Source organism: Nocardia sp. NPDC001965 (assembly GCF_053594175.1).
The window spans coordinates 1-13,534 of record NZ_JBSFDZ010000069.1 but is presented as its reverse complement, the minus strand read 5'-3'; the positions used below and the strand labels follow the sequence as shown (position 1 = coordinate 13,534).

At 61.2% G+C, this 13,534-nt stretch carries 10 protein-coding genes and 1 pseudogene; 3 read left to right on the top strand and 8 right to left on the bottom strand.

Annotation, left to right across the window (positions count from 1 at the left end):
• Positions 1 to 182 precede the first annotated feature (182 nt).
• Complete coding sequence (locus ACWCPQ_RS34515; protein ID WP_449907220.1) at positions 183 to 797, bottom strand: TetR family transcriptional regulator; 615 nt, start codon at positions 795 to 797, stop codon at positions 183 to 185.
• 86 nt (positions 798 to 883) lie between these two features.
• Between ACWCPQ_RS34515 and ACWCPQ_RS34510 the strand changes: the two genes are divergently transcribed.
• Positions 884 to 1,822, top strand: a complete 939-nt coding sequence (locus tag ACWCPQ_RS34510) for an alpha/beta hydrolase (RefSeq protein WP_449907217.1) — start codon at positions 884 to 886, stop codon at positions 1,820 to 1,822.
• Positions 1,823 to 2,411: 589 nt separating this feature from the next.
• On the opposite strand, the gene ACWCPQ_RS34505 is transcribed toward ACWCPQ_RS34510, so the two are convergent.
• The 3 genes from ACWCPQ_RS34505 to ACWCPQ_RS34495 all read right to left on the bottom strand — a co-directional run bounded on the left by ACWCPQ_RS34505 (position 2,412) and on the right by ACWCPQ_RS34495 (position 5,302).
• Positions 2,412 to 3,584, bottom strand: a complete 1,173-nt coding sequence (locus ACWCPQ_RS34505; RefSeq protein ID WP_449907213.1) for an aminotransferase class V-fold PLP-dependent enzyme — start codon at positions 3,582 to 3,584, stop codon at positions 2,412 to 2,414.
• Between the two features lie 257 nt (positions 3,585 to 3,841).
• On the bottom strand, positions 3,842 to 4,636 hold the full coding sequence (locus ACWCPQ_RS34500) for an alpha/beta fold hydrolase (RefSeq protein ID WP_449907211.1): 795 nt from the start codon (positions 4,634 to 4,636) through the stop codon (positions 3,842 to 3,844).
• Between the two features lie 330 nt (positions 4,637 to 4,966).
• Positions 4,967 to 5,302, bottom strand: a complete 336-nt coding sequence (locus ACWCPQ_RS34495) for a hypothetical protein (protein ID WP_449907208.1) — start codon at positions 5,300 to 5,302, stop codon at positions 4,967 to 4,969.
• A gap of 373 nt (positions 5,303 to 5,675) precedes the next feature.
• Between ACWCPQ_RS34495 and ACWCPQ_RS34490 the strand changes: the two genes are divergently transcribed.
• Entirely contained in the window at positions 5,676 to 7,037 is a 1,362-nt protein-coding gene (locus ACWCPQ_RS34490; RefSeq protein ID WP_449907205.1) for a patatin-like phospholipase family protein, read from the top strand.
• Between the two features lie 1,407 nt (positions 7,038 to 8,444).
• Here the strand turns inward: ACWCPQ_RS34490 and ACWCPQ_RS34485 are convergent.
• Positions 8,445 to 8,828, bottom strand: coding sequence for a hypothetical protein (locus ACWCPQ_RS34485; protein ID WP_449907202.1), 384 nt, complete (start codon positions 8,826 to 8,828; stop codon positions 8,445 to 8,447).
• 1,345 nt (positions 8,829 to 10,173) lie between these two features.
• Here ACWCPQ_RS34485 and ACWCPQ_RS34480 point away from each other — a divergent pair.
• Positions 10,174 to 10,926, top strand: coding sequence for a hypothetical protein (locus ACWCPQ_RS34480; protein WP_449907200.1), 753 nt, complete (start codon positions 10,174 to 10,176; stop codon positions 10,924 to 10,926).
• 328 nt (positions 10,927 to 11,254) lie between these two features.
• Here the strand turns inward: ACWCPQ_RS34480 and ACWCPQ_RS34475 are convergent, their stop codons facing one another.
• From ACWCPQ_RS34475 to ACWCPQ_RS34465, 3 genes and pseudogenes are all read right to left on the bottom strand, one after another.
• Complete coding sequence (locus ACWCPQ_RS34475; protein ID WP_449907197.1) at positions 11,255 to 11,824, bottom strand: Tn3 family transposase; 570 nt, start codon at positions 11,822 to 11,824, stop codon at positions 11,255 to 11,257.
• Positions 11,778 to 12,392 (bottom strand): IS3 family transposase, encoded by a 615-nt coding sequence (locus ACWCPQ_RS34470; protein ID WP_449907194.1) that lies wholly within the window; start codon positions 12,390 to 12,392, stop codon positions 11,778 to 11,780. Before ACWCPQ_RS34470 ends, ACWCPQ_RS34475 begins: the two co-directional genes overlap by 47 nt.
• Positions 12,392 to 12,652: pseudogene (locus ACWCPQ_RS34465) on the bottom strand (IS3 family transposase); the annotation flags it as partial. The pseudogene ACWCPQ_RS34465 and the gene ACWCPQ_RS34470, both read right to left, overlap by 1 nt.
• Between the last annotated feature and the right edge of the window lie 882 nt (positions 12,653 to 13,534).

Here is a 13,534-nt window from a genome sequence, read left to right as displayed (position 1 = left end):
CCTTGCCACGGCGTCAAGTGTCGTCATCACGGCACCTTCCCGCTGACCATCCGGTCAGCGAATCAGGCCGGAAACACCGTTAAATCCACAGTCCCCGGCGGCCTCCCTGGAAGAAACCCGTATCCGCCGAGTCCTGTATGGCTGCGGTGTTTCTTTCGTGTATGCGTAGCCGGATTGTGAGCTCACGGCGGCGGTTTCTCTTGCCGCTCATGGCAAGCTGGGGCGATAATCCGTCGTGCGGCTTCAACGGCGGTGGTTCGGTACTCAGCTAGAACGGCGGGGTCGTTGGCATCTGCCAAGAGCATACGGGTGACTTGGGGTGTGCTGAAGTACCAGCCGACCAATCCTGTGAGGATGAGCACGAGATGCCGCGGGTTGAGATGAGAGTCGATTTGCCCGTCTCGTTGCGCGGCGACAAGAGCATCGGCTTTGTCCTGGTAATGAGCGGCTCGAGTTTGCTCATCGGGTACAGGTTGGGTGCCATGGTGTAGCGCTTCGTAGGCAAGCAGTCGAATCACCTCCGGGTGGGCGAGGTGGAAGTCGAACAGTTCACCGACGTATTCGGGTGCTCGGTTGGGTTCCAGCGTGACCGCGTCGGCGAGTTCGCCAAGTTTACGGTCGAGCACTGCGGCGAACAGCTGTTCCTTGTCGCCGAAGTAAGCGTAGATGGACGCTTTGTTGGCGTGCGCACGTGATGCTATGCGGTCAACTCGGGCGCCAGCCACCCCGTACTCGGCGAATTCGGTAGTGGCCGCGTCGAAGATCCGTGTACGGGTGGCGTCGGCGTCGTAGGGCATAGATTCAATCTAACCGGTCGGTTGACATGGCGGGATGGAAGAGGCACCATTCAAGAATAAACTAACTAGTTGGAAAGGTTGGTGACATGGCTGTTGTTCCTGATGTTCAGCGTCTGTTGGCGGCGAGCGCTGATGCACCGGCACTGGAAGCTTTGCCGTTGGAGCAGGCGCGGTCTGCAGTCCGCGGGCTGACCGCGCTTCAGGGCAAGCCGGCGCCCGTAGCGGCAGTCCGTGAAGTGGATGTGGCAGGCGAGGCAGGCCCCGTGCGTATGAGGCTGTACTGGCCGAGAGGTGCGCATGTTGGATCGGCGGTGCTGGTTTGGGCCCACGGTGGAGGCTGGATTCGCGGTGATCTGGACACTTGGGAGACGCCGCTGACAGTCCTGGCAGATCGGACTGGTGCAGTGGTGGCGAGCGTGGACTACCGATTATCGCCGGAGGTACGTTTTCCTGGTCCACTGCGAGATGTGCTGGCGGTGCTCCGTTACGTGGGTGATCACGCCGAAGAGCTTGGCGTGGACGCGAATCGTATCGCGGTCGGCGGGGACAGTTCCGGGGGTAATCTCGCTGCGGGCGCCGCGCTGGCGGTTCGTGACCTGGATGCGGGACCGCGGTTGGCCGCTCAAGTGCTTATCCATCCGCCGACAGATCCGGCATGCGCGACACCAAGCTATCTCCAATACGCCGACGGGTACGGGCTCACGCGGACTGCTATGCGGTATCTCTGGAGTCAGTACCTACCAACGCCGTATGCTGGCCAGCATCACCTTGCCGCACCGTTACGTGCACAGGACTTGTCCGGACTGCCGCCGGCGGTAATTGCGACCGCCGAATGCGATCCGGTGCGTGACGACGGAGAGCAGTATGCGGCAGCCTTGGCCGCCCACGGGGTCCCCGTGTCATTGCGCCGTTTCAATGGCATGGTGCACGCGTTCCTGCATCACCACGGTCGGGTACCGGCGAGTGCAGCCCTGTCCGATTGGATTGGTGAGCAACTGCGTCCACTGCTGGCAGTCGCGCAGTGACTGACAGTCGAGCTCGGAAGAACAACGGTCTCGGCGAGAACAGCAGCGATGGCGTGTTTTAGGTTCGGTTGGCGGCCGGGTGTGATTGGTTCTCGGTTGCAGCGCTGACGGGTTCGGTTGGTGTTGGTGGAGGTAGCTGAATTCGACGTGCGGGGTGCTCTGCGAGGCCGAATAGACATCTCACCATCGCCGATCTGGTCGGTGCGAGGCGCACTGCTCTGATCAGGCGCTGGTTCGTCCCCCTCTGCGCCGTATCGGTTGTGGGAAGTCAGCGTCACCTATATATCGATTTGATCGGAGCGGGATATAGGTGGCGTTCGTGGTCGATCGCTTATGCCCGCCGGATTATCAGATAGCGCATGTCGGCGCCGATGACCAATGCCCTGGTGCCGATAGGAGTTCTCAATCCGCGTCTATAGCGCGTCAACCGAAAAGCTAGCAGAAGCCGGTATCCGGCCTCCATAGGCGGTCTGGATACCGGCCACAAGGCGACCTGGTCGAGATGATCAACGGTCTGTTCGAAGCCGTATTCACTCGCTGAGCCTGCCGGTGGCGGCCGGTCACCTGGTGGGCGACCGACCGGATCCGCTCAGATCGCGGCGACGGCCGCCACGAAACGGTCCAGTTCGTCGAAGCTCACGAAACAGTGCGGCGAAGCGCGCACCACCGAATCCAGCCCACGGGCCGACATATCGAGCAGCGTGGACCCGCGATGACTGACCGTCACGGTGATGTCCTTGCCGAGCAGCCGGTCCCGGACCTCCACCGGCGGTGTTCCGGCCATGGTGAACGAGACGATCCCGCTGTGCTGTACCCCGAGATCCCGCACCGTCACCCCGGGCAGTTCACCGAGTGCGCCCCGTAGATATTCGGCGCGCTCGGCGACCGCCGCGTAAACCTCTTCCGGACCGAGTTCGAGCAGGTAGCGCACGGCGGCCCCGAGCCCGAGCCGGGCCGCGACATCGTGCTCCCAGAATTCGAACCGGGATGCGTCCGGCGCCATCCGGTACTCGTCCGGGCCGGTCCACTGCGCGCTGTGCAGATCGAGCCGGCCCGGTTCCATCGAGGCGGCCAGTTCCGGCCGCAGATAGAGGAATCCGGTGCCGCGCGGACCGCGCAACCATTTGCGACCGGTCGCCGACAACGCGTCCACCCCCAGCTCGACGACATCCAGCGGTAGCTGGCCCGCGGACTGGCAGGCGTCGAGCAGTACCAGCGCCCCGGCCTCGCGCGCGATCCGCGCGGCCGCCGCCACCGGATTCACCAGACCTCCGTTGGTGGGCACGTGCAGCAACGACACCAGCCGTACGCGGTCGTCCAGCATCGCGGCCAGCGCATCGGTATCGAGCCGGCCGGTGTCGTCGCTGGGGATCTGTTCCACCCGGGCCCCGGCGGCCCGGGCGCGCTGCAGGGCGGCGATGGCATTACTGGCGTAGTCGGCGCCGGAGACGAGAATGCGGTCGCCGGGACGTAGCGGAACGGCATAGAAGAAGTCCGACCAACCCCGCGTGGCACTGTCGCCGAGGGCGATGGTGCCGGGCGTGGTGTTCAGCAGGGTCGCTATCGCCTCCTTGACCGCGGCCAGATCCTCGAGGCGCTCGTTCGCCGCCCGGTACCCACCGATCTCGGCCTCCCGCCGCAGATGGGCGATCACCGTTTCGGTGACCACCCGCGGCGGAAGCGAGGACCCCGCACTGTCCAAGAAGACCGAACCGGCCCCGACGCCGGGCGTATCGTCACGTACTCGCTGCTCATCGACCATCAATCAAACCTTCGGACGCGGGGGACAGTACCTATCGACATGCACACTTCTCAATGACGAAGCCCGGTAGATCGCCAAACGGGCTTCGTTGACAAGAAAGCGTCCAACTCCACGGGTTGGAGGCTTTCGGAGACAGACCCAGCGTAACGATGAGTCTCTTCCGAGGGGCGGAACGGGAACACCGAAACAGGAGTTGATTCGGTACGACCTCGGGTATCGCAGGAAACAACCCGTGTCCGCCTCGTCAGCTGTTGTGGTCACAAAGCTGTTGTGACGCTGTCGGGGCGCAGATGGTCAACCAGGTAGTTGAGCAATTGCTGGTGTCGTTCGGCCGCCATGAGGTGCTCACAATCCAGCTCGACCAGACGTGCGTCTGGTATTGCCGCAGCCAGCACCGCGGAATGCGGAGGTGTGGCCAGCTTGTCGAGCACCGTCTGAACAACCAGAGTGGGTACCGCGATATCAGCGAGTTCCGCTTCGACGTCGATCGTCCTGGCGAGGGCGACATGGTCAATCGCTTCGGCTGGAACGGAAGCGGCGACCCGGCTAACCAAATCGGCAACGTCGGGGTCTGTGAGTGACGAAACCACCTGCTCCCCGGCTCCGAGCGCAACAAGAAATTCGCCTAGTGCTGAGCTGTCAGCCTGAATCAGATTGTGCCACAGATCAAGCACTAGTCGCAGATATCGGTCCGGTTTGGCGAATCCCGCAACTAGGGCCAGACGATCGACACGTCGGGGGTACCTTGTTGTGACCCGAATCGCTACCGGGCTGCCCATCGAGCAACCCACCAGCGAGAATGTTCCCAAGCCTGCCTCGTCTGCGGCCGCAACGGCAGCGTCGGCCAATCCGTCAAGTGACAACGGAGCCGAACTGCGGTGGGTGGTGCCCAAGCCAGGGTAGTCGGGCCCGACCACGGTGAAGTGGTCAGACAAGCCCGTCAGTACGGGCCCGAGATTTGCCTCGATGCTGCCCCCACTTCCATGGGTCAAGACTAAGCCAGGGCCGGCGCCGACAACGATAGAAGAAATAGGCTCGTTGGAGGGTGACATCTGGGAGTGTTCTCCTTTAGATGAGCAGCGGCGGTGGTGCGTGCATTCTCGATCGCTGGATGCGCGATGCCGCCCAGGCCCCTCAGTGGACGCCTGGGCATTACCCGTGATGTCGGTTACCGGACACACAAAGCCTCGCCGGGTACATCTCCTGCGGCAGTGATAACAGGATTGCATAATGTGCGAGAGCCTGCTCTTGGCCAGGCCAGTGCCGGCGGCTTTTAGGGACCCATGACGTCCTATGAAATGGGTCTGCCTGCTGACCATCCATCTCTGACCCGGCACACGGAACGGTCTAGCCTCACTAACCGTCTCGGCTGGGGAAGCGAGTCACGCGGTGGCGGTTTCATGGATGCGCCGGGGAGGATTGGGTAATCCGAGGGCGGTGTTGAGTCGATACGCTCCGCCGAGACCATGAAAAACTGCCATGGCCAAGCCGCCGATGCCGATGCTGACCGCAGCTGCCCAGGGATGGCTGGGTATATCGGCCCAGTAGGCAATCAATGCTGTGAGCAGCATCCCGGAGAAGCCAGCTACAGAGTTGCGTACCGGGGCGTTACCGGTGAGGTTGGGGAACTCTTCTCCGGTCATTCCCTTTACGAAATGCGGAACGGCGTTCACGCCGAAGATTCCGACAGCCAGGGACAGGGCGACAGTGGACAACATTGCCTTCTCACTCTCTTGTGTCAGTCAACGTACGTAGACTGAAGCTACGCTACCGAACGTTCCGAGTCAACACTGGTAGACTGAAATCAAAGACTACAGCGCCCCAGTCCGTGCCCAGGAGCGCCGCAACGCTGTTTGCGGAGATGAGTCACGGCCGGACGAGGACCCGGGTCGTCGCGACCGAGGTGTACGAAGACCTCGCTATGGTGATGGGTTACTTCGAGTTCAGGGAGAACTTATTCGCGCGTAGGGCATTTCACCCAGGCGAACATACGATCACTGGGATGCTAGCGCCGGCAGTCGAACTTTACCTGGCCGCACCCGCCATCCAACTCGTCGAAGGTCGGTCAGCCAGCTTGCGGCGGTCCGTTCGATGCTTACTCGTCCAGAGGCCGAGGAGTTCATGAGACGTCAAGCATTAGTAACTGTTCTCGGCTGCCTTGAGATTGCACGCCCTACGGCGTCCGCGAATGAGGCATGGGTTCTTTTCATGAGCTGGATCGGCAAGGGGTCATGTGGATCTCCTAGCATGCCCATGGTCTGTCTTCCCAGGCGCCCGCCATCAGGACCACCTCGGAGCCTCGGGGTCTCGCCGGCATGGATCGAGCCCCCGATGGCGGTACGTGTCCTACTGTCAATGTCGTTCGATCCGTTAGAGATTGACTCCCGTCCGTTGCCTTCTCCAGGGGCGCCTGCAGTCCGTGGCCGGACCGATGTGTCACAACCGCTGGTCGGGCAGGTTCGCCAGCGGTGGGCGGGAAGGGGCATTACTCGCCGAGTTGCTGTTGCGGCGCGCGATATATACACAGATCCTTCGGATTGTATTTCCCAACCCCGAGAGGTGAGTTCGCGACGCTCGATGCCGGTGACCGGCCGTGGTATAAACACCTCTATGAAAACTTCCCGCGGACCGGCGTCGAGCGGCCGTGCTCTGGTTCTCGGTGGCGGCGGTGTAACCGGAATTGCCTGGATGACGGGGATTCTATTTGGCCTCGAAATGGCAGGTATCGATCTTCGGCAGGCGAATCGTTTGATCGGCACATCTGCGGGCTCCGTTGTCGCGGCACAGATCGCAAGTCGGATGTCACTTTCCGAACTCTGCCTTGCGCAGCGCGTCGGCGCGAGCGAAGAGATGCCGGGCAAGCTCGGCTTGGGCGGCGCCCTTCGGATGGCGTCAGCGAAGTTGGCTCTGAGTAAGGAATCTGGGCTCCGTCGGCTCGGTCAGCAGGTGATCCGGAACTCGGAGTCAGGCCTCATAGCCAGGCGGCGGGCCGTTATAGCCAGAAGATTGCCAGAGCATGCTTGGCCGGCTTCGGACCTACAGATCACAGCAGTGAATGTCGAATCCGGTCGGCTCGAAGTATTCAATCGGAACGATTCAGTTGACCTGGTGGACGCGGTAGGGGCCAGTTGCGCAGTCCCATTCGTGTGGCCGCCGGTGCGTATAGGCTCGCAGGTATATATGGACGGTGGCACTTGGTCGGGAACGAACGTGCAGCTCGCGGCGGATTGCAATCGCGTTATCGTAATAGCACCCTTCCCCTTGGGTGTGCGCCGTGAAATTCGAGCACTCAGTGATTCCACCACATCGCTCTTGATTTCGCCTGATCGGACATCGCGACGCACCTGGGGCAGGAATCCCCTGAATCCGGCCAGCGCGCCGGCTGCGACTGAATCAGGTATCACGCAAGCATCCCGAATAGCCGACTTCGTACGTGTTTCGTGGGAGGGGTAGCTGCACCCCAACATTGCTTCGCCAGGCGGGGAGGTTATCGAGAGCGATGCCTGAGTGTTGGTAGCCAGTCACCGGATGACCTGAGTACTGAGTTGCTGCGGCTCGGGTGTGGCTGCGGGGAGGTGGATCGCCGATCACACGCCCTGGACGCGCTGGACCATCAAGGGATGCAAACCAACCGATAGGCGATATCGAGTCGGGCATAGCGATACAGCATCTTGTTGCATTGATGTGTCGCTCGGCGCGCTTACTTGTTCGAGCAGGGCTGTATCGCGGACCCATTCCGCGTCCGTCCACCCGCCAGACGAGACTGTTCTGATCTTTTCCGCCTGTACCCTGGCTCGAACCCGAAGATGCACCCTGCCCTCGCCGGAGGCAATCACGCTGCTTGGCAGGCATCATTGGGACCGCACCGACATGGCGCGTTACACAGAATTCCTTTGCGCCAGACGGGTCCAGATCGTACTCATGGAGCGCCAGTTCACATTTGCGCGCCGCAAGACGAAAACTTGGCCGAAGGGTCCTTCTCGTCAGCGGACTGGAGACACCCAGTCGAGCAATCACTGGGTTTTACCGTTCCGCGCCTCGCCGCTGGTCATTATCTGGTCACACTCGCAAACCCGAATCATGGTTGCTCGACCAGCACAAAACTCGAATGATTATCACCACTAAGGCTTACCCACTCACCGTGCCCCGGGAATTCAGCGAACAATCAGGTTCTTTGCCCCATGCTGTCGCTCTGGAAACACCCTTACTGAGATAGACCCGCCACGTCCGTGTATTGAGCTCGCGCCTTTTGGTGAACATCCCGGTCATCAGGTATCTATATTGACCGTGATAACGCCAGAGTGAAGTACGTCAAGAATTCTCCGGCCTGATACTCGCGCTATCGCGACAGATATCGCGCGGATATTTTGCTCGCGCGGTCGGGTCTTACCGGCGGCTGATGTATATTTGCAGAAGACGGATGCTACTCAGGCGCCTGCCGTACCCTCCGGGGCTCGGTCCACAGCAAAGGTCGGCTTGATCATCCATCAAGAGCTCTCGGTAATTAGCTTTGTCAGCTCGGCTGGTTTGCCGGGGCTGAACTGGGGTGATCTCTGCCGGTATTCGGTGTAAGCGGTCGAGTGCGGAAGAGAATAGGGGATAAGACGGCCTGCTGGGTGCAACTGACCCGCGGATGCTTTGTTCTTGCTGGCGTTCTGCTAAGGATGAGGGAGATAACTTGGTGCGGTAGTGGTCGAAACTCCCTATCCGGAAAAAGGTTTCTTGAGGGCAATCGCTGTGCGGGACTGCAGCAATTCCGCCCAGAGGAGTATAGTCCGATGAATTGCATTAGAATTCCGGTTGGTGTGACCGGTCTATCGTGACCGGGACTATCTGTCGGACGGTGGTCTTATCCGGGAATCAGGTTTCGTAGTCGTTGGTCGGGTGTGGGAAGTCGTACATGGTTACTTCAACGATTGCGAAGGGCTTAACGTCAATGGAGGAGCGAAGTTCTGCGGGGCGAGGCCCGTTCAGCGATTCTGGCCAGTCCCGTGGGGCTTGGACGTCGACCAGTTCGAGCTGTCGACGGTCCATGACATGAACGTGGTCGATGGATCCGCTCATCGCCTCGGTCACGCCGCCTAAGACTCGATAGATAACGCGGCCGTCGGCGTCTGTGCCATAGCCGAACCGGGTGCGTCCTTTGAACAGAGCCATGAACTTGGGGATGTCATAGCTGGTGTCGGCGCAAAGGGCGGGTTCGCAGTCGGGGGAGTGGCAGTCGGTGCGATCGGTCCAGCTCATCTGCCGGGGTTCGAGTTTGATGATGGGATCAGCGGAGCCGTGGAAGACGATCGGTTGCCGTATCGGGTGACGAGGTCGTCGAGTGCTCGGCGTCCGCTGAGAATAACGGGACCGGCAGGGGTAGGCGTGGGGATGGTGGCCTGGGTGGTGGGCGAAGGGGTGGCGATGTCAGTCGAGCGCCAGGACTGTTGATCGATGTCACCGAGGATCTCCCCGACTTTACGCACGCAGTCGGCTGCGCCGGAGGTGTGGTGACGGAGTCCGGTGCAGAGCTGGCGGAGGGCGGCGGCGAGTCGTCCTGCGACGAGGTCCAAGTTGGGGTTGGCGCCAGAGATTCCCATGCGTAGGGCTCTAAGTCCAGCAGATGCCCTAGTACAACATTTTATTGCGGTAATCGTGTGTGATGTTCTCGAAATCTGACGGCTTGCCCCTGCCGCCGCAGGCCGATCCAGGTGCAGTCCGAGCGATTCCCGTACCCGCACTCGTCTGTTCTCTATCGCCAATTTCGCACTGTTGGAGCAGATAACGTACCTTCCTTCAGGATCTCCCCATCCGGCGACAGGCCCCCGATCGGATCGCCGCCGTGCCACTGAGGTAGGTCCCTCGGGTTTGAAAGAATACATCAGAATAATGCTACCGTATGTTGTGATAAGAAGGCGTGAGCAACTGGGACGTAGGTGCCAGCAGGTTCCGTGCCGAAGCGGAAAAAGGCCCGGCGGGCGACGTCGGCGGGTGATGCATGTTGCCCGTGGTGTGTGGCTGGGGATGCGGTGCAGATCTACCTTGCGCCGCTCGCGGTGCGGAACGCCCGTGAGACCTGCGCCGTCGCGCTGGACCGGTTCCTGGCCGGGTTTGAGCTGGTGCAGCCTGTACGCGCCGTCGCCGAGACCTCTAGTGCGGTTCTCGAACAGCTTCCTAGGGCGACTACTGCATTCCCTGCTCACCCATCCCGCGGAGGGCGGCGGGTCAACTGGGGTGCCGAAGAAACTGTCGGGTCATTCATCAGTGCGGAGCCTGGTTGAATTGGCGGGGGTGTCCGACCAGAGGCTGCGCCGGCATAAGGCAGGCAGCGACCCTGCTGATCGACAGCGGTGACTGCGGCGGTAGATCTTGTGTTGCGTGCTGTCGGCCGGGATACGCGATGAGTGGGATACCCCCGAGCGAAGCGGGACGCAAGTTGCTCCAGCGCATACGCAACGACATGGTCTATGTGCTCGCTCACCGGGCCGGTCCCCACTTGCATCGCACACTGGGTGACCTGGCCGAAGACGTTCGTAGAGCACGCATAACAATAGGTGTTGCCGACGAGGGTAGCTACCGACAGGTCCTGGGAATCAAGCGCCAGGTGAATCTGCCGACGGCAAGTGGTCGTCATGGCGGGCGATCATTGCGTGTTGTTGCCACTCCCGACCTGTCTGGCGTTGCGTCGCTGCGAGATCTGATGCATGTGTCGGTGGGGGAGGCCTCCAATAAAACCCTTACCAACGCGCTGAAGGCTCTGGAAGGGCGCTACGGGCCTTATCGCCTGGCGGACGTCCGCGGAAAGTACGTGATACCGCGCAATGCCACCAACTCTTCTGCCGTTGGAAGGATCGATATGACGGCGGCGATCGTCGATAGTAGCGGCAAACAGGTCGGTAAAATCTATCGCATCTTCGAACTCGACAACGATGGTCGGATGGTTGTGCACAACCAGAGCCTCAACCTTGAGAAAGCAGCTCGTGGAAAAGGCTTTTCGACAGCATTCACCGCAGCAATCGAGGGCTACTATCGACGTTGCGGGGCAGACCGGGTCGAACTCATCGCCACCAGCAAGGACGGCGGGTTAACGTGGGCGCGCGCTGGATACACCTGGAATCGGGATCCGGAGCTTCTTGCCGAGTCCGTCGAGAACATCACAGACCGCATCGCCAGGTTCAAAGTGCATGCATCGCCGGCCGATCAGCAGCGGTTGGATCACCTGCTGAGCAGATTCACCGGACCGTCGGTCCATTATCCGGAACCGGGCGAAATCGCTATGCTGCGAGGAGACAACGACTCGAAAATTGGTGAGATGCTCATGAGAGGATCGTCGTGGTGGGGCACAAAGAAGCTGTGACTCCGTCTCCTGCCGAAATGGAGTTCATCAGGCAGCGTAGCAAGGCCATGTCCGAACACTTCATGAGATTTGTTATCGGACACGAGCTGGACATGGATACCGGTACCTGGCCTGAGGACTTGCGTACGGAGTTCGACCATGACACCAGTGCATTCATCGAAGATTGGAAGCGTAAGGCGGAGCGAATGTTCCCGTCAACGCCCCAAGCTGATTCGTAGGAAGCTGGATTCGATCGCGATGCGGCTGTTCCGCGGCATCAGCGAGGACAGCCGTAGAAAGCTAGGTCAGCCCTCGCCGTCGGGGTTGCGCAGTGGTCGGTGGGGTCCGCCTAGGTCGGGCAGGTGTACGGTGTAGTGCCCGTCGACGCCAATTCGGTCGCGGACGAACGCCGACAGCCAGGCAGCGTCCCAATCGTGGACCGGACAGCTCTGTGCGAGAGCTGTTCCAGGGCGCGGTCGCTGTAGGCTGTGTTCCACAATGCGAGACAGCTCAACACCAGACCGAGCGCGGAGAGGCGGCCTTTTATACCCTCGTAGTTGGCGCGCACAGTCTCGCCCTTTGCGACCATGATAGATCCGCCGTGCCAGGTGGTGGCGTCCTTCGGCGATGTCGGCCTGGGTCTGGTTTTGTACTGATAGAGTTCATCATCGCCAGGCGCAGGTATGTGCAGGTTTCTCAAGATCTTCCTTGTGCACGATGGCCTCGCCCAGCGGGTCTGGCACCCGTCGCGAGAGAAGATCATGCGGGTCACGTCGTGCCCGGAGACCTCACCGGAGTAGATCGACACCGCCGCCCAGCACATGTCCTGCCAATGGGTTGAGGTTCCCCCGCATTGTTGGAGGGCGGGGTAATCAGGTTCCAGCCAGAACCGGGTGATGGTAGCTCGCCTCGAACTCATCCGGTGATCGCCAACCCAGCTTCTTCTGGATGCGCTGGCTGTTATACCAGCCATCGATATAGGCGAACAGGGCGTTCTCGGCCTCGTCCCGGGTCCGCCAGGCCCGGCGATAAACCAACTCGGTCTTCAATGTGGAGAAGAAATTCTCCATCAGCGCGTTATCGTAAGAATCCCCGACCGACCCCAAGGATTGCGCAATCCCGTTGTCGGCCGACCGGTTAGCGAACCGGATCGCCGTGTAGGTCGAGCCCCTGTCGCTGTGGTGTATCAACTCGCCGTCGCGGATATCGCGGCTCCAGACCGCGAACTCCAGCGCACCCAACACCAGCTCGGTGTCGCAGCGATCCGAGGTCTTCCAGCCCACGATCCGGTTGGAAAACGCATCCCGCACCGCCGCCAGCCAGAACGCACTCTGACTGCATGGGACCCTGGTCGCGTCGGCCACCCATAATCGGTTCGGCCGGTCGGCGGTGAAGACCCGTCCGACCAGGTCCGGTGCCGGCGCTGCTCCTGGATCGGTTCGTGTCGAGGCGATGCGCCACCGTTTCCGCAGGAACGCGCCCTGCAACCCGCGCCACGCATCACCCGCTCCACCCGTTTTCGGCCCACCGAGATGCCGCGGCGGGCCAGCATCGCATGCACGCGGGGTGACCCGTAAGTGCCGCCGGCGCTGGTATGGATATCGACGATCTCGGCCAGCAACGCCTCGTCGGCGATCTGCCGCGCCGAGGGCTGTTTCAAGCGCTTACACCACCAGTAATAGGTCGAACAACTCCGAAACGTCGTCGGTGGTGCGGGCGACCAGCACCTTCGCTGTCGCCACCACACCGCAGCCGATACTTGGACCGCTCCAACCGGCGCAACTGTGCTGTCTCGCGCGAGCGACACCCGTAGGTAGCCAACTTACCAGCCCCCGCTGCGGCACCCCCGACACCTCAAGATCGACACCGATCCCGGGCAGGTCCTAAAACCGGCCACTGCGGGGACCATGTCCTTGGAGGTAGTCCTGAACACGTTCTTGCGTAGCCGCTCCATCCCGCTGAACCGCACCTTGCCAGCGACTGCGTTCAAACAGCGCACGCAGGCCGTTTTCGTCGTCGCCGATAACGGTTCTGTGAGCGGAGCCGACAACCGGCGATAATCGTCTTACTGCCCCCTTCGAGGCCCCAGAAGGTCGTAGTAACGGTCGCGATCAGTCGCCAGTCCTTGTTATCGAGCTCGAAGCGATAGTTGCGTTCATAATCGATCTTGGCATCAAGAGACTACGATTCGAAAATGTGGCCCGCGACTCGGGCGCGAAAGTCCACGTCTATGGTCGCTGGCCAATCCGGACCGATCTTGTTCGCGACGTCATCGCCGACTACATCATGCAGGCAATCCCGCGCCCGCTGGCCGATAGGTCTTGCGCATACCGCCCAATCCAGCCAGGAACCCGGGGGACGACGCTTCACCCGAGGCGGCGCCGAACGGCGAGCCGATCTCGTCTTGGCCGGCGCTCGCGTGGTTCTTAAGTCCGGTGAAAGCTGATTGCAGCTGAAAATGGCAGCCTTTGACGAATCCGGGCAGCGTCCTGCCAAGGACGTTGGCGAGGGGCCGCCTCATCTCTGGGGCTGTGGCTGTTGGGCTCGGCTGGTGCTGGATTCCATGAGTTCAGTCTACGTATGTTGACTCGACACGTCGAGCGGTGTAACTTTCAGTCTACCCACGTTG

Excerpts from the sequence above, each read along its gene's own strand:
- ACWCPQ_RS34515 (WP_449907220.1), bottom strand. The coding sequence starts at position 797 with ATGCCCTACGACGCCGACGCCACCCGTACACGGATCTTCGACGCGGCC.
- ACWCPQ_RS34510 (WP_449907217.1), top strand. The coding sequence starts at position 884 with ATGGCTGTTGTTCCTGATGTTCAGCGTCTGTTGGCGGCGAGCGCTGAT.
- ACWCPQ_RS34505 (WP_449907213.1), bottom strand. The coding sequence starts at position 3,584 with ATGGTCGATGAGCAGCGAGTACGTGACGATACGCCCGGCGTCGGGGCC.
- ACWCPQ_RS34500 (WP_449907211.1), bottom strand. The coding sequence starts at position 4,636 with ATGTCACCCTCCAACGAGCCTATTTCTTCTATCGTTGTCGGCGCCGGC.
- ACWCPQ_RS34495 (WP_449907208.1), bottom strand. The coding sequence starts at position 5,302 with ATGTTGTCCACTGTCGCCCTGTCCCTGGCTGTCGGAATCTTCGGCGTG.
- ACWCPQ_RS34490 (WP_449907205.1), top strand. The coding sequence starts at position 5,676 with ATGCTTACTCGTCCAGAGGCCGAGGAGTTCATGAGACGTCAAGCATTA.
- ACWCPQ_RS34485 (WP_449907202.1), bottom strand. The coding sequence starts at position 8,828 with ATGAGCTGGACCGATCGCACCGACTGCCACTCCCCCGACTGCGAACCC.
- ACWCPQ_RS34475 (WP_449907197.1), bottom strand. The coding sequence starts at position 11,824 with ATGAGTTCGAGGCGAGCTACCATCACCCGGTTCTGGCTGGAACCTGAT.